A 16,187-nucleotide genomic window follows, 5' to 3' on the forward strand; every position below is an offset into this window, starting at 1 on the left:
GCCCGCACGGTTGCGGGCCGGGCGCCAACACAGGAGACGATCAATGGCAGACGAAACCTGGGTCGTGACAATGCCCAAGCTCGGTGAGACCGTCACCGAGGGCACGATCGGCTCGTGGCTGAAGAACGTGGGTGACACCGTCGAATTCGACGACCCGTTGTTCGAGGTCTCGACCGACAAGGTCGACTCGGAAATTCCCAGCCCCTATGACGGGGTCATTCTCGAGATCTACGTTCAGGCCGGCGAGACCGTGCCGGTCGGCACCGACGTCGTCCGGATCGGCCCGCCCGGGTCCACCCCGGGCGCTGCCCCCGCAGCCGACGCTCCGGCTGCCGAGGCAACCGAATCAACTGCAGCGGCCGACGACCCGCAGGCCGGCCAGTCGGCCATGGCCGAGGGCGCAGGCGTCGTCCACGATCTGACGATGCCCAAGCTCGGTGAGACCGTCACCGAGGGCACCATCGGCTCGTGGCTCAAGAATGCCGGGGACACCATCGAGTTCGATGACCCTCTGTTCGAGGTCTCGACCGACAAGGTCGACTCGGAAATCCCCAGCCCCTATGACGGAGTGCTGCTGGAGATCCTGGTCCAGGCCGGCGAAACCGTCCCGGTCGGCACTGTTGTCGCCCGCATCGGTGAGCCCGGCGCAACTCCGAGCGGCTCGGGCGCGGTCGCACCGGCCACGCCGGCCTCCGGCCCGGCAGCTCAGCCCACAAGCTCTGCATCCTCGGCCACCCCGGCCGCGGCTGCCGGCAAGAACTACTCCCCCATCGTTCGCCGGTTGGCTGCCGAGAACGGCATCGATCTGGGCACTGTCACCGGCACCGGTGCGGGTGGTCGGATCCGCCGAGAGGACATCCAGGCCGCGATCGAGAAGCGTCCGGCCCAGGGTGCGGCCGCTCCCGGCGTCACCCCGTCCGCTCCGACCGGAGCGGCTCCGGCTGCTGCTCCTGCAGCTGCGCCCGCAGCTCAGGCGCCCGCAGCAGGGATGGGCCCGCAGGCCGTTCCTGCGGTTCCCGGGGTCCCGGACGAGCGTGACGAGATCCAGACGCTGTCCAAGATGCGTCTGGCCGTCGCTGCTGGCATGGTGCAGTCCCTCCAGATCTCTCCGCAGGTCTGGACCTCGATCGAGGTGGACTACGAGAACGTCGAGATCGCACGGCGCAAGCACAAGGATGCCTATCGCAAGGCAACTGGGGCTTCGCTGTCCTACCTCACGTTCGTGTCCAAGGCCGCCTGTGAGGCTTTGCTGAAGTTCCCGGCCGTGAACTCCAGCATCGACGTCCCGAACAAGACCCAGACCTTCCATCCCTATGTGAACCTGGGTATTGCTGTCGACCTGGACCAGAAGGGCCTCATCGTCCCGGTGGTCAAGGACGCTGATCAGCTCAACCTCAAGGGCATCGGCATCAACATCAAGAAGCAGGCTGAGAAGGGTCGAAACGGCCAGCTCGGGATCGACGAGATGAAGGGCTCCACCTTCACCATCACCAACGTCGGTCCGTTCCAGAGCTACGCGTCGGCGCCGATCATCAACCAGCCGAACGTGGCGATCCTGTGCACCGACGGGGTTGCGCGCAAGCCCGTTGCCATCGGCGACACCATCGCGATCCACTCCGTGGGCATCATCGGCATGGTCTATGACCACCGTGCCTTCGACGGGTCGACCGCTTCGATGTTCCTGTTGGAGCTGCGGAACATTCTGCAGACCCGCGACTGGGACGCCGAGCTCGGTGGCTGATTTCCGCCGCTGCATCGGCTGAGACGGTGCAGCACGGCCAGAGGGCCGGTTCTCCTTCAGGGGGACCGGCCCTTTGGCATTGCGCGCTAGGGTCGAAACCTGTGACGGCCAGCGCGATAGGCGCAGGCGACAAGCGGATGCCAGAGATGGAAGGGATCCATGACGGGACAACACGAGCCGGACCCGAACAATCGGTTCGAGACCTGGGCGGACGGCAGGACGCCAGCGGGCCAGGAACCGCCGTTCAGTGCCTCCTCGGGGACCGAACCGCCCGACTGGTCCCCAGGGGCCGGGGACGAGCCCGCGAGCGGCCCGTCGGCTTCTGATCCGCCCTGGCAACCGGAACGCAGCGCCGATCCTCTGCGCCAGGACCCGGACTTCCCGACCTACCCCTACGCCTCGACCTATGGGGATCCGCAGCAGGACGAGGCCTACTCAGCGTTCCGGGGCTATCAGGCCGGCACCGGCGGCTATCCCGGCCAGTCCGTTCAGCCATACCAGCCCTATCAGGGCCCTTACGCAACAGGCGCCAACGCGTTCCCTCGCCCTGCGCAGAATGCTCCGTTCGCCGTTCCCTCCCTCGTCCTCGGCATCGTTTCCATGTTCTGCGGCGGAGTCACCGGACCGATCGGATTGGGGCTTGGCATAGCCGCGCTGAAGCAGATTGAGGCCCAAGCGGGACTCGGTGGACGTGGCATGGCGATCGCCGGCATCATCACCAGTGCGCTGGGCACGCTGGTGATGCTCATGTGGCTGATGGGCCTGTTCTTCGCCTGAGCCCGCGCTCGGCTCAGGGGGCGGGAACGTTCATCGCGAGCACGATGATCCCGACTCCACACCCGAGCAGGAACGTGACATCGAACGCCCTTCCCCGCACCTGCAACAACCCCGCGACGTCCCGGGGCAGGAGCGCCCGGAGACCAGCCGCGAGGCAGAGGGCCGCTCCCATCAGCGCCGTGCCACGGCGCCAATAGCCCAGCACGACCAAGACCAAGCAGATGGCCACCAAACCGAGCACCAGCAGCAACGGCCACTGCGTCAACGACGACGCCTTGGCCCGAGCGATGGCCTTGAAGCTGCCGGTGTTGTCCGGCTCCATTTCAGCCACTATGGGCCGCGAGACTTTCAGCCCGTTCAACCACGTTCTCCAGCAGCATCGCGCGCGTCATCGGACCGACCCCTCCGGGGTTGGGAGTGACCCAGCCGGCCTTCTCCCAGACCTCCGGCGCGAAGTCCCCCACCTGTTGCCCGGCGGCGTCCCGTGTGATGCCAACATCGACGAGCGCAGCCCCGGGTTTGATCATGTCCGCCGTGATCAGTCCGGGCACTCCGGCCGCACCCACCACGATGTCAGCTGCCCGTGTGTGCGCGGCCAGATCACGTGTTCCGGTATGGCAGAGGGTAACCGTCGAGTTCTCCGACCGTCGAGTCAGCAGCAGTCCGAGAGGTCGCCCGACCGTTGTGCCACGCCCGACGACGCACACCTCGGCGCCGTCGAGTTCCACTCCGTGCCGCCGCAGCAGTTCGACGATGCCGCGGGGTGTGCAGGGCAACGGTCCGGGGTCGCCCAGAACCAGTTTTCCGAGACTCATCGGCGCCAGACCATCAGCGTCCTTGTCGGGCTGGATCAGCGTGAGTGCTTCGTTCTCATCCAAGTGCTTCGGCAGTGGCAGTTGCACGATGTATCCCGTGCAGTCAGGATTCTCGTTCAGGGCCAGCAGTTCCTCGCGGAGCCGGGCGGGACTCGTGTCGCCGGGCAGGTCCACCCTGATCGAGGCGATCCCCACCTGCTCGCAATCCCGGTGCTTTCCGTTCACGTAGATGTGGCTGCCGGGATCGTCGCCGACGAGCACGGTGCCCAGACCGGGAATGATCCCGTGGCGCTCACGCAAGGTCGTCACTCGGGCGGTCAACTCGGCCTTGATGGCGGCCGCTGTGGCCTTGCCGTCCAGCCTCTGCGCGGTCATGGAGTTCCTTTCGATGTGCCGCGGTGGATCAGTGGAAGAAGTGTCGGGTCCCGGTGAAATAGAGGGTGACTCCTGCTTCCTGGCAGGCGGCGACGGTGTCCTCGTCACGAACCGAGCCACCCGGCTGGACGATCGCCTTGACACCTGCATCGATGAGGATCTGGGGCCCGTCGGAGAACGGGAAGAAGGCGTCCGAGGCAGCCACCGAGCCGGCGGCTCGCTCCCCCGCCCGTGACACGGCGAGCCTGCAGGAGTCGACGCGGTTGACCTGCCCCATCCCGACACCCACCGATGCGCCGGCGCTGGCGAGAAGGATCGCGTTGGATTTGACCGCACGGCAGGCGCGCCAGGCGAACTCGAGGTCCGCCAACGTGGCCGCGTCGGCCGCATCGCCAGCGGCAATCGTCCAGTTGGCCGGATCGTCGCCCTCGGCATCAATCCGGTCGGGGGCCTGCAGCAGCGCCCCTCCCGAGATGGGGTGCAGATTGCGACCGCGATGCGTGTACGCAGGCGCGGTCAGCAATCGGATGTTCTTCTTGGCCGTCAGGATCTCCAGCGCGCCGTCCTCGAAGGCGGGCGCAATCAGGACCTCGGTGAAGATGTCCTTGACAGTCTCCGCCATCGCGACGCTCACCGGGCGGTTCGTGGCGATGACGCCGCCGAATGCCGACAGCGGGTCACAGGCGTGTGCCTTGGCGTGGGCTTCGGCGATATCGGCGCCGACGGCGACGCCGCAGGGATTCGCATGCTTGATGATCGCGACGCAGGGCTCGTCGAAGTCGTAGGCCGCCCGATAGGCGGCTTCGCCGTCCGTGTAGTTGTTGAAGCTCATTTCCTTGCCGTGCACCTGCTCGGCCTGGGTGATGCCGGCCGGACCCGGCGGATAGGAATAGATGGCCGCCGGCTGGTGGGCGTTCTCGCCGTAGCGCAGAGTGCCCTGCTTCCGCCAGGCCGCACCCAACCAGGCCGGATAGCCGTCGCCGTCCGAGCTGTCGGTCAACACCGACCCCATCCAAGAGGCCACAGCGATGTCGTATTCCGCCGTGTGCTGGAACGCCGAAGCAGCCAATTGCTGACGCTCCGCCAGGGTGAACCCACCCTCGGTGAGCGCGTTGCCGAGTCGTGCGTACTGGTCGGGGGACGTGACGATTGCCACGCTGGGGTGGTTCTTGGCCGCCGCGCGCACCATCGTCGGCCCGCCGATATCGATCTGCTCGACGCACTCGTCCGGCGTCGCGCCGGAGGCGACAGTCTCCGAGAACGGATAGAGGTTCACGACGACCAGATCGAACGGAGTCACGCCCAGCTCTGTCAGTTGGTCCCGGTGGGTCTCGAGACGGCGGTCCGCCAGGATCCCGGCATGCACCATCGGATGCAGCGTCTTGACGCGGCCATCGAGGCACTCCGGGAAACCGGTGACCTGATCAACCGGTGTGACGGGCACACCCGCGTCCGCCAGCCGCTTCGCCGTGGAGCCGGTCGACACAACCTCGACACCGGCTTCCGTGAGCGCTCGACCGAGGTCCTCGAGTCCAGTCTTGTCGTAGGTGGAGACCAGCGCGCGCTTGATGGGCAGACGGTCGGACATGGGGTCAGTTCTCCTCAGGTTGCTCGCGCAGGTTCGACGCGAAATCAGTGACGGTATCGATCAGGAGTCGTCGTTCGACCACCTTGATGCGTTCGTGCAGGGACTCCACGGTGTCGTCAGGCAGCACCCGCACGGCCTCTTGGGCCAGAATCCGCCCGGTGTCCACACCCGCATCCACCTGGAACACCGTGGCTCCGGTGACCTTCACCCCTGCCGCGAGGGCGTCACGCGGTCCGTGCATCCCCGGAAAGGCCGGCAGGAGCGCCGGGTGGGTGTTGATCATGCGACCGCCGAAGCGGGCAAGAAAGGTGCCCCCGACGAGCTTCATGAAACCGGCGGAAACCACCAGGTCCGGGTCGTGCTCGGCCACGCGACGCGTCAGTTCCGCGTCCCAGACCGCACGATCACTGCCTTTGACATAAGGGTGGCTGAATGTGGGGATGCCGCGACGCTCGGCTCGCGCCAAGCCCTCGATCCCAGTCCTGTCGGCGCCGACGGCCACGACTGCGGCCGGCACCTCGCCGGCGTCGATCGCCTCCAGCAGTGCCGCCAGCAGGGTCCCTGAACCGGACACCAGAACGACCACCCGACAAGTCACGGATTCGACTCTATCGCCCCGTGATAATCGTGGGTTCGTCATCGTCCATGGCAGACACCGCCGGGTTGACACGCGAGGTTTCGAGGACTCGCGTGGGTTCGGCGACGGGATCCTCTGGCGGCTCGCCGTCCTCGCCATCCACTTGATCGGACCTGTTGCCCCGCACCTGCCGGACCAAGCCACCGATCAGCCCGACCGTCACCGCAGGGAGGGTCAGCAGCGGTCCCGCCAGCAACAGCAGCTCGGGAATGCGCGGACCGAGGCCGGTCAGTCGGGCCACACCCAGATCGCCGCGGGCGACCAGCGACAGCAGAGTCACGGCAATGAGCGCCGCCAGTCCGGCCAGAAAGCTGACCCCGGCAGTCTCGTCCAGCCGCGCTCCGGAGCGCCGTCGGAGGACGACCCAGCCGGCCAGCGCACCGGCCACGACTCCGATCAGCAGCCACGCGAGCATCCAGTTCCCGCCGGGCTCCACCGGCATCGCGCCGAGCACGGGGATGGACGGGACAAGTCCGACATCGGTGGCGGGGGGCGAAACGACGGTGCCGTCGCCGAGCGTGAAACCCGCACCCAGCGCCCAAGCACCCGCCCAGATGAGCAGATTCGGCCAGAACGCCGCTTGGGCCAGGACCAACTGGGCGGTGCTGCCCGGGTCAGCGCCGAGCCCGTCGGCAATCGCCGTGATCCGTTCGCGATGCATCACGATGCCGGTGGCCAGGACCGCAGCACCGCCGGCGAGCACCGTCCAGACCGCAGCAACCGCGGCTGCGGGCACGGGGCGCGCCCACTCGGGCAGCAACCGAACCAGCCCAAGATCGACAACCCGACCTGCTCCCCAGAGGGCGGCCACAACGACAAGGGCGACCGCTCCCGACACCGCTCGGGCCGTTTGTTCCCACGAACCGAAAGCGGCGGCCGCACCGCCGACGACAACCACATAGCCCGCCCCGACCAGTGCCAACAGTCGCAGCACGGTGCGCCGACTCAAGGAGTCCGCGCTGACGGCTCGATGCACGAGTCCCGAGATCAACCCGACGGCGACGAGCAGAATCAGTGCGGTAAGCCCCAACGGAATCAGCGTCCACCGGACGCCTCCGATGCTCAAGCCGCCGCCGTGGGCGAGGAGCCAGATCTGGGTCGCGGCCCCGAACACCGGGCCGATGTCTCCCGACAGGCTGGTCAACCAGTTGATGACCACGACCAGACAGACGATGAGCCAGCCGGCGACACCTGCGCCGGCACCGGTCAGGATCGCCGCGGCCCAAGCCGGCAACCGAGAACCCGGCCGAGGGGGTTCAGTGCCGGAATCCGGAACCGCGCCGGCCGTGCGTACCTTCAACCTGAGCCGATTGCGGGTGCGTCGCCTGAAATCACTGGACATATCTCTGAGCATCCTCACCGAAAGTCGGGACGCAGGATCGCCGGACACGCGCTGGCGAGCTAGATTTGGCCTCTGTGACATCTGAGGCGCGCGGTGCGCGCCCAGATCCTTGGGAGGAGTGAGCTTGACCAACGACGCGAACGACGATCGCTCTCGGCGGGACGCGGACTCCGCCCCGGAGGACGGTCTCCCTGAACCGAAAGCCGTCGACAGCGAGCAGCCTAGTGCTCGCCCCCGTCAGGGCTGGTCCGATTCCGCGGCGGAAGATTCCGCGCCCACACCGAGCGACGCCGAGCACCTGAACGTCGGATCCGACGACGACTCCACGATCAAGGGCACGCCCACACCGGGCCACCAGACGCCGACCGGGCGGCGGGAGGAGGGCCCCTCGATCGTGGCCCGCCCGCTGACCGGGACCACCCCCAAGGCAACGAACGAACCGCCTCAGGCACCGAGCGGTGCAGGCAGCCGACCGACCGCCCCCAAGCCGATCGAGGACGGCCCGCGCGAGGTGGTGCCGGACTTCCGCCCCGCCGCTTCGTCATCGACCCCGCCACGGGCGACTTCGTCCGCGGCCGCAGCGCACGACGCGACAGCTGATGAGTCGTCCGCGGCAGACACGTCAGCAGCAGCTGCAGGAAGCGGTGACGGCGAGCCCCTGACCCGTCCCGACAACCCGTTCGCGCCGAAATCGGAGCATGAGCCGGAGTCAAAAACCCGCTCCCAGAAGCGGCGCAGGACGCCCGACGAGGAGACCACCACCGGGAAACGCGCGGCTGCGCGACCCAAACGCTTCGGCCGCAAGGCGGATGCCGCGCCTGACGAACGGGGCCCACTCGGCGGCCGGAACGTTGTGGCTCTTGCCGTGGCTGGGGTCGCTGTCGTGGCCATTGTCGCGCTGATCGTCAGCACCGTCCTGTGGTGGTTCACCAGGGACACCGACATGGCCGGCAACGCCGCGCCCGATGAGCAGACGACTCCGGGCCCGGTGCTCAGCGCCGAGATGATGCTCAACCGCGAGATGGCCACGCTTATCGATCCGAGCAGAACCTGGACCCAGACGCTGGATCAGGCCGGGGTGAACGATTCGTCACCCGGCATCGCCTGCATCGGCCCGCTGGCTGCCGACCAGCCGATCCCGGAGATCACCCAACTGCGCGGCCTGACCGCCAGCGGCACCGACCGCACAGGCGCCCTGCACCGCGCTGATGCGTACGCGACGAACGAGGAGGCTCAGAAGGTCTTCGAGTTCCGCAGCGCTGAGCTCGGCTCCTGCACCGACACACCCCTCTATGTCGAGAAGGGGCTGGACGTGACCGGCCTCGGCGATCAAGCCCTGGGCGTGCGGCTCGTGCTCCACGACAACAAGCCGGAATATCACTCGGTCCTGCTCGTGCGCACCGGCAAGGTCGTGAACCTGCTCGACGTCGCTCGCGTGGACGAGCCGGCGGACATGGAGGCCCAGGTGACCGCGCTGGGCGAGTCCATCAACCGCCAGTGCGGCCCTGCAGTCGGGCTGTGCACCGCGCCCACCACCTCCGTGGAGATCGGCGTGCCGCCGGCCGGCGGTGAACAGCCGGGCTTCCTGACCTCCGGAGACATCCCCCGTGTCAGCCCGGGCGTCGGGACGTGGCGCGGCAACCCCCCGGCCACGCGGGTTGACGTGCAGGACGGCTCCAGCTGCGAGGCCATCGACTTCGCCTCGATCGGCGGCACGGGCGTCACGCGGCAGCAGCGCACCTATCTGCTGCGCAACGACGCTGCCGCCCCGCCGCAGTTCGGCATCGACCAGGTGGTGCTCACCCTGGGCTCGCCCGAGGAGGCCAGCGAACTGGTCGGGCGCATCAATGGCAACATCACGAGTTGCAACACCCGCACGCTGACCTCCCAGATGGTGAAGGAAGCACCGCTGATCACGCCCGGCCAGGACGGAGTGGAAATCCGGGGCCATTGGTACATCGTGGATTCCAAGGTCGATCAGGCCCAGACGCAGAAATACCGGGTCGGCATCTTCAGCGCCGGCAACAAGCTGGTCTATCTGCGGTCGAACCCGACCGAGACGTTCGACTTCACTGACGATGCCTGGATCGGAGTGAACCTCCGCGCGGGCGAGCGCATCACCCAGGTGGAATGAGCGCGATCTCGAGACACATGAAAAACCCCGGACACCATCGTCCGGGGTTTTTCAGTCCAGCTGCTTGGGTCACCCCTGAGATGGGCAACCCGCAATCATCAATTGGCGAGTGACTCCATGATCTCCCGCATCAGCGCGGCCGTCTCCGACGGAGTCTTGCCGACCTTCACGCCCGCGGCCTCGAGCGCCTCCTGCTTCGCTGCGGCGGTGCCGGACGAGCCCGAGACGATCGCGCCGGCATGGCCCATCGTCTTGCCTTCGGGCGCAGTGAAACCGGCCACATAGCCGACGACCGGCTTGGTGACGTTGGCCTGGATGTACGCCGCCGCGCGTTCCTCGGCGTCGCCCCCGATCTCACCGATCATGACGATCGCATCGGTGTCCGGGTCGTCCTGGAACGCCTGCAGGCAGTCGATGTGCGTGGTGCCGATCACCGGGTCGCCACCGATGCCGACCGCGGTCGAGAAACCGAAGTCCCGCAGTTCATACATCATCTGATAAGTCAGCGTGCCGGACTTGGACACCAGGCCGATGCGACCGGGGGTGGGCGCGATATCCGCCGGAATGATGCCGGCGTTGGACTGTCCCGGAGAAATGATGCCGGGGCAGTTCGGGCCGATGAGGCGCGTCTTGCTCCCCTTGGTGAGGGAGAAGAACTCCGTGGTGTCCTTGACCGCGACGCCCTCGGTGATGCAGACCACCAACGGCATCTCGGCCTCGATCGCCTCGACCACGGCTGCCTTGGTGAACTTCGCGGGCACGAAGACGACCGACACATTCGCGCCGGTGGCATTCATGGCTTCCTTGACGGTGCCGAAGACGGGCACCTGGACTCCGTCGGGAAAGTCGACCTGCTCCCCCGCCTTCCGCGGATTCACACCGCCCACCACGTTGCTGCCGGACGCGAGCATGCGGGTCGTGTGCTTCATGCCCTCCGAGCCGGTCATGCCCTGGACGATGATCTTGGAGTCAGCGTTCAGAAAGATTGCCATCTTGTCGTCGTCCCTTTCACTTGGCCTGGTCGGCCAGTTCGGCAACCCGGCGGGCTGCACCGTCCATGGTGTCCACCCGCTCGAGCTTGGGCAGGTTGGCGTCGTCGAGGATCTGGCGACCCAGATCGGCGTTATTGCCGTCGAGGCGAACCACGAGGGGCTTCGGGTGCTTGCCGTGGTCGCTGAGGATCGAATAGGCCTGCACGATGCCGTTGGCGACCGCGTCACAGGCGGTAATGCCGCCGAACACGTTGACCAGGACGGCCTTGACCTGTTCGTCTTCGAAAATGACGTCCAGGCCCGCGGCCATCACTTCAGCGTTGGCTCCGCCGCCGATGTCCAGGAAGTTGGCCGGGGAGGGCTTGCTCGGGAACTCCTCCCCCGCATACGCGACGACGTCGAGGGTCGACATCACCAGACCCGCGCCGTTGCCGATGATGCCGACGTTGCCGTCGAGCTTCACGTAGTTCAGACCGCGCTCCTGGGCGATGACCTCGAGCCGGTCGGTAGCAGCGATGTCCTGCAGTGCGGCGTGATGCGACTGCCGGAAGCTGGCGTTGTCGTCAAGGGTGACCTTGCCATCGAGCGCGACGATTTTTCCCTCGCCGGTTTTCACCAGCGGGTTGACCTCGACCAAGGTGGCGTCCTCGGCCTGATAGACCTCGCCGAGCTTCACGAGGACCTCGGCGATCTGATCGCGGTCGGCCTCCTGGAAGTTCGCAGCGGCCACGATCTCGTCGGCCTTGGCCCGATCGATGCCGACCAACGGGTCCACCTCGACCTTGGCCAACGCCTCCGGGCGCTCCTCGGCGAGCTGCTCGATGTCCATGCCGCCCTCGACCGAGCACATGGCCAGATAGGAGCGGTTGGCCCGATCGAGCAGGAGCGAGAAGTAATATTCCTCGGCGATGTCGGCGCCTTCGGCGATCATTACCCGGCGCACGGTGTGACCCTTGATGTCCATGCCGAGGATCTCCCCGGCCTTTTCTGCGGCTTCCGCCGGGCTCTTGGCGATCTTCACGCCACCCGCCTTGCCGCGCCCACCGGTCTTGACTTGCGCTTTGACGACCACGACGGGGGTGCCGAGCTGCTCGGCGGCTGCGCCGGCTTCCTCAGCGGTAGTGACTGTGATGCCCCGGAGCACCGGGACGCCGTGCGACTCGAAAAGGTCGCGCGCCTGGTATTCGTAGAGATCCACGACGGCTCCATCCTTGGTTGCGTGTCCGCCGGAAGCCCGACGGTTCTCCATGCCCGCCCAGCGGGCGTACGCCCCGGGTGGGCGCACAGGCGCGACGCTTGCGCCCACGACGTGACAGTAGCGGACCCTGAATGAGAACACCGAAAAAGCACTGGATCCGGACGAAGCAGAAACGCTGCGGCGGCTGGGAAATCAGGCCAGCGCGGAGGACGGTTTCACATGGGCCCGGGTCCACTCGACGATCTCGGCCATTGTCGCTCCGGGAGTGAACACTTGGGCCACGCCGAGATCTGCGAGCGGTTGCCGATCATCATCGGGAATGATGCCGCCACCGAACACGACGATGTCCGAGGCGTCCGCTTCGGCCAAGAGTTCGATCACGCGGGCGAACAGGGTCATGTGAGCCCCCGACAACACCGAAAGCCCGACCGCGTCTGCGTCCTCAGCCAAGGCCGTCTGCACGATTTGCTCGGGAGTCTGGTGGAGGCCGGTGTAGATCACCTCCATGCCCGCGTCACGCAGCGCTCGCGCCACAACCTTGACGCCACGGTCATGCCCGTCCAAACCTGGCTTGGCGACAACCACACGAATCGGAACCGAGGTGCTCTCCACCCTCACCAGCCTACCTGTGGACACCCTCCCTGAGAGGAATCGGCTGACTATAGCCGATCCGCACCGCGCGAAATCCCGGTGTCCACGGGGTTCCACGAGATGGCACAAGGCGTGAGACTGGGGCGGAAGTTTGCGATCCTAAACATGTAACGAACTACCTGAGAAGGCTTCAGGTGCAAAGCCGCACTCAGCTTGAGCGCCGGTTACCTATCCGTTATCTTCAATAAGGCGATTCCGCAGAGGACCGCCGGATCGCAGTCATAGGAGTTCACACGTGTCGAAGCGCTTGTTCGGCAAGGCCAAGGCCCGGCGGGCCCTGGGCGTCGAAGACACCACCGACGTCCTGGCTGGCAACAGCGCCACCATCGACGAAGACCTGAGCGTCAAGGGCTTGGTCGCCCACGGTCTCGCCGCGTTGGCCATCTCTGGTCTCGGACTGGCTGTTGCAGGATCTGTCGCGCTGACCGCCTCCGCCCAGGCCACCGAAGTGACCAAGACGAGCGCGGCGGTGCAGGGCAGCCAGGACTACTCCCAGGCCGTCCCCGCCGAAGAGTCGAAGCGGATCGCTGAGGAGCAGGCCGTCATCAACGAGGTCCGCAACGCCCAGGAACAGGCCGCCAGCGAGGGCCAGTTGGACACCTTCGGCCGCAGCGCTGACGGCGTCAGCCGCAACGCGGTGCGCAACGAGATCGACCGCGCGGTTGCCGACCAGATCGCCAAGGAGCGAGGAGCCTCCCTCGAAGCCACCGGCGAAAAGGCGACCGAGACCTCCGGCGAGGCCCTCGACGAGGCCCGCAGCTCCAACCTGCAGAATGCTGCCGCCGCCACCCAGCGTGAGCAGGACCGGCTGGCCGAGGAGCGCCGCAAGGCCGAGGAAGCACTCCGCGCCCAGCAGCAGCAGGAGGCCATCGGCGGCACCCTGCAGGCAACCACCCCGAACAATGCGGCCGCTGCCCAGCAGCCCGGCGCCCCGGCGTCGGCACCGGTTGACGCCGCATCCATCTCCTCCGGCGGCGCTGCGTCGCCGCTGCCCGCCGGTCGTTACACCGTGGGCGCCCGCTGGGGTGCTGTCGGCGCTTGGTCGCGCTATCACACCGGTCAGGACCTGGGCGCCCCGATCGGCACCCCGATCCGCGCGGCTGCCAATGGCGTCGTGGTCTCCCCGAATGCGGGGGGCTGGGCCGGTGTCCACGTGATCGTCCAGCACAGCAACGGCTCGACGCTCTATGCGCACATGGCGTCCACCACCGTGCGCCCCGGCCAGCAGGTCACCGCCGGACAGGTCATCGGCTATGTCGGCATGACCGGCCGGACCTTCGGCCCGCACCTGCATCTTGAGTACTATCCGGTCGGCGCCTCGACCTCGAATCCTTACTCGACCTCCGATCCCTATCGGTGGCTGCTGACCCAGGGCGTGCGCATGTGACACCCCCAGCCGCCATGGCTGCCTGAACGACAGAAAAGGGCCCCTGCCGAATCCGGCGGGGGCCCTTTCCATGCCCGCGCACGGGGCATGGCGGCTGGTCCACTCAGAGCTTCTCCAGCGGCGCGAACTGCAGGGCCAACCGCCGCACGCCACCCGATCCGAAGTCCACGTCGGCCAGTGCCTTCGCACCCGATCCGTGGAGAGCCACCACCGACCCGAGACCGAACGCGTTGTGGAGCACCCGATCCCCCACCGTCAGCTCGGGGACATCCCGTTTCACGGGCACCGTGTCGATCCGAGTGCCGAACCCGTCGCGCTTGTTGCGTTCTCGATAGCGCGCGGTGGCGCTGGTATTGCGCCAGGTCGTCTGCGCCGAACCCAGCCGTCGCCAGTCCAGCAGCCGGTCGGGGATCTCGGCGAGAAAGCGGCTCGGCGGATTGTGTTGCGGCGCACCCCACGCCGACCGACTCACCGCCCGGCTCAGATAGAGCCGTTTGCGGGCTCGGGTGATGCCCACGTAGGTGAGACGTCGTTCCTCGGCGAGCTGGTCGAGGTCGGTCACCGTGCGCTGGTGGGGCAGGATCCCGTCCTCACAACCGGTGAGGAACACGGTGTCGAACTCCAATCCTTTGGCGGTGTGCAGAGTCATCAGCGTCACCACCCCGACCGACTGCGACTCCGCCCCGTCCGTTGCCTGCCCGGCCGACCCCAGTTGGTCCGCGTCCGACACCAGGGCGATCCGCTCCAGGAAGGCCGCCAACGACGGATCGGGTTCAGGTGCGCCGAGCAGCCCGTCCTCGGTCGCCAGGTCGAAGCCCGGCTCGGTCTCGTCGAGTGACACCGCCGACGCCGATGTGACGAACTCCTCGGCGACCGCGAGGAATTCGGCCAGATTCTCCACGCGCGTCTGGTCCTGCGGGTCGTTGGAGGCTTCGAGCTCCGCCAGATAGCCGGAGGCGCCCAGGATCGACGCAACCACCTCGTGAGCCGGCGTACCCCCCGCCACCAACTCCTCATGCTCGTCCATCATGTCCGCGAACGCCTGGAGTCGACGCACGGAGGCTGCTGCGAGACCCGACTCCGACGCCCGCCGGAGGGCATCCCCGAAACTGATGCTCTCGCGCTGGGCGAAGGCCTCGATCGCCGCCTCGGCCCGGTCACCGATTCCCCGCTTGGGCACGTTGAGGATGCGGCGCACCGAGACGTCATCGGCACGGTTGACGATCGCCCGCAGATAGGCGATCACGTCGCGGACCTCCTTGCGCTCATAGAACCGGACGCCCCCGACGACCTTGTAAGGCACGCCTCGCCGGATGAACACCTCTTCGAACGCCCGGGACTGCGCGTTCGTGCGATAGAACACCGCGGTATCCGCATAGGTGCTCGTCCCTGCCGCAGCCAGATCCTGAATCTCGCCGGCGACGAACTGGGCTTCGTCGTGCTCGGTGTCCGCGACATATCCCACCACCCGGTCGCCGTCCCCGGCAGCCGACCACAAGTTCTTGGCGGGCCTCCCCTCGTTGTGGGAGATCACGGCGTTGGCCGCAGACAGCACGGTCTGTGTCGAGCGATAGTTCTGCTCCAGCATGACCGTCCGCGCGCCCGGGAAATCGGTCGCGAAGTCCAGGATGTTGCGAATCGTCGCCCCACGGAACGCATAGATCGACTGGTCGGAATCGCCGACCACCATGAGCTCGGGCGGATCGATCTCGTCTGCCGCCAACTCCCCCTCGCGTACGCCACAGAGCTCACGGATCAGCACATATTGGGCGTGGTTCGTGTCCTGGTATTCATCCACGAGCACGTGTCGGAACCGGCGCCGATAGTGCTCCCACACCTCCGGGAAGGCCTGGAAAAGATGCACGGTGAGCATGATGAGGTCGTCGAAGTCGAGCGCATTGGCGGCGCGGAGACGGCGCTGATAATTCGCATAGGCTTCCGGATAGAGTTCCTGCCCGGCTGCCGCCCGGGAACGGGCTGCCTCATGGTCGACCAGATCGTTCTTGCAGTTGCTGACCCAGTTGAGCACCTGGCGGACCGGATGCTTCTTGGGGTCGAGCCCGAGCTCCGAACACACCAGCTGCATGAGGCGCTTGGCGTCGGCGTCGTCATAGATCGAGAACTGGCGGGCATAACCGAAACGGTGGATCTCCGCGCGGAGGATCCGCACACAGGCCGAGTGGAACGTCGAGACCCACATGATGCGCGCGCGGTTGCCGATGATCTCGGCCACCCGGTGTCGCATCTCGGCGGCCGCCTTGTTGGTGAAGGTGATCGCGAGGATGGACCCGGGATGCGCATCGCGCTCGGACACCAGATACGCGATCCGACGCGTCAGCACGCGGGTCTTGCCGGACCCTGCTCCGGCGACCACCAGCAACGGCGAGCCCCGGTGCAGCACGGCCTCGCGCTGGGGGTCGTTGAGGCCCGCGAGCAACTCCTTGGCGCGGCTGCGTTTCCGCGGTCTCGGCGCCGGCTCGTCGGTCAGGGTGGGCTGGTGGTTGTGCTCGCTCATAGGGGCTCCACCTTAGGCTCCCGCCCCGACAGTTG

13 protein-coding genes are annotated in these 16,187 nt (G+C 67.0%); 4 read left to right on the plus strand and 9 right to left on the minus strand.

Annotated elements, in window-relative coordinates:
• The first annotated feature begins 43 nt into the window (after window positions 1–43).
• Together sucB and ACQ260_RS12275 are read left to right on the plus strand one after the other, a co-directional pair.
• Complete coding sequence (gene sucB, locus ACQ260_RS12270; protein ID WP_432559741.1) at window positions 44–1,741, plus strand: 2-oxoglutarate dehydrogenase, E2 component, dihydrolipoamide succinyltransferase; 1,698 nt, start codon at window positions 44–46, stop codon at window positions 1,739–1,741.
• A gap of 159 nt (window positions 1,742–1,900) precedes the next feature.
• Window positions 1,901–2,518 (plus strand): DUF4190 domain-containing protein, encoded by a 618-nt coding sequence (locus ACQ260_RS12275; RefSeq protein ID WP_432559742.1) that lies wholly within the window; start codon window positions 1,901–1,903, stop codon window positions 2,516–2,518.
• Between the two features lie 13 nt (window positions 2,519–2,531).
• On the opposite strand, the gene ACQ260_RS12280 is transcribed toward ACQ260_RS12275, so the two are convergent.
• The 5 genes from ACQ260_RS12280 to ACQ260_RS12300 are packed head-to-tail and all read right to left on the minus strand — an operon-like array spanning window position 2,532 to window position 7,275.
• The gene (locus ACQ260_RS12280) at window positions 2,532–2,840 is read right to left on the minus strand and encodes a DUF3017 domain-containing protein (protein ID WP_432559743.1); all 309 of its coding nucleotides are present in this window, start codon (window positions 2,838–2,840) and stop codon (window positions 2,532–2,534) included.
• A gap of 1 nt (window position 2,841) precedes the next feature.
• Entirely contained in the window at window positions 2,842–3,708 is an 867-nt protein-coding gene (locus ACQ260_RS12285) for a bifunctional methylenetetrahydrofolate dehydrogenase/methenyltetrahydrofolate cyclohydrolase (protein WP_432559744.1), read from the minus strand.
• 28 nt (window positions 3,709–3,736) lie between these two features.
• Complete coding sequence (purH, locus tag ACQ260_RS12290; RefSeq protein ID WP_432559745.1) at window positions 3,737–5,296, minus strand: bifunctional phosphoribosylaminoimidazolecarboxamide formyltransferase/IMP cyclohydrolase; 1,560 nt, start codon at window positions 5,294–5,296, stop codon at window positions 3,737–3,739.
• Window positions 5,297–5,300: 4 nt separating this feature from the next.
• A complete protein-coding gene (purN, locus tag ACQ260_RS12295; RefSeq protein ID WP_432559746.1) occupies window positions 5,301–5,894 on the minus strand; it encodes a phosphoribosylglycinamide formyltransferase in 594 nt (197 codons plus the stop codon).
• 10 nt (window positions 5,895–5,904) lie between these two features.
• Window positions 5,905–7,275 (minus strand): cell division protein PerM, encoded by a 1,371-nt coding sequence (locus tag ACQ260_RS12300; protein WP_432559747.1) that lies wholly within the window; start codon window positions 7,273–7,275, stop codon window positions 5,905–5,907.
• 124 nt (window positions 7,276–7,399) lie between these two features.
• On the opposite strand from ACQ260_RS12300, the gene ACQ260_RS12305 reads away from it, so the two are divergent.
• Complete coding sequence (locus ACQ260_RS12305) at window positions 7,400–9,409, plus strand: hypothetical protein (protein ID WP_432559748.1); 2,010 nt, start codon at window positions 7,400–7,402, stop codon at window positions 9,407–9,409.
• 98 nt (window positions 9,410–9,507) lie between these two features.
• On the opposite strand, the gene sucD is transcribed toward ACQ260_RS12305, so the two are convergent.
• The 3 genes from sucD to icmB form a co-directional block, all read right to left on the minus strand.
• On the minus strand, window positions 9,508–10,401 hold the full coding sequence (gene sucD, locus ACQ260_RS12310; protein ID WP_432559749.1) for a succinate--CoA ligase subunit alpha: 894 nt from the start codon (window positions 10,399–10,401) through the stop codon (window positions 9,508–9,510).
• Window positions 10,402–10,417: 16 nt separating this feature from the next.
• Window positions 10,418–11,599: an ADP-forming succinate--CoA ligase subunit beta gene (gene sucC, locus ACQ260_RS12315; protein ID WP_432559940.1), complete on the minus strand. Its 1,182-nt coding sequence runs from the start codon at window positions 11,597–11,599 to the stop codon at window positions 10,418–10,420.
• Window positions 11,600–11,791: 192 nt separating this feature from the next.
• Window positions 11,792–12,211, minus strand: coding sequence for a coenzyme B12-dependent isobutyryl CoA mutase small subunit (gene icmB / locus ACQ260_RS12320; RefSeq protein WP_432559750.1), 420 nt, complete (start codon window positions 12,209–12,211; stop codon window positions 11,792–11,794).
• A 274-nt stretch (window positions 12,212–12,485) separates the two neighbouring features.
• On the opposite strand from icmB, the gene ACQ260_RS12325 reads away from it, so the two are divergent.
• Entirely contained in the window at window positions 12,486–13,637 is a 1,152-nt protein-coding gene (locus ACQ260_RS12325) for a M23 family metallopeptidase (RefSeq protein ID WP_432559751.1), read from the plus strand.
• Window positions 13,638–13,740: 103 nt separating this feature from the next.
• On the opposite strand, the gene pcrA is transcribed toward ACQ260_RS12325, so the two are convergent.
• Window positions 13,741–16,152, minus strand: a complete 2,412-nt coding sequence (pcrA, locus tag ACQ260_RS12330) for a DNA helicase PcrA (RefSeq protein ID WP_432559752.1) — start codon at window positions 16,150–16,152, stop codon at window positions 13,741–13,743.
• Window positions 16,153–16,187: the final 35 nt, after the last annotated feature.

The organism is Ammonicoccus luteus (genome assembly GCF_050880385.1).
Classification (GTDB): Bacteria; Actinomycetota; Actinomycetes; order Propionibacteriales; family Propionibacteriaceae; genus Enemella.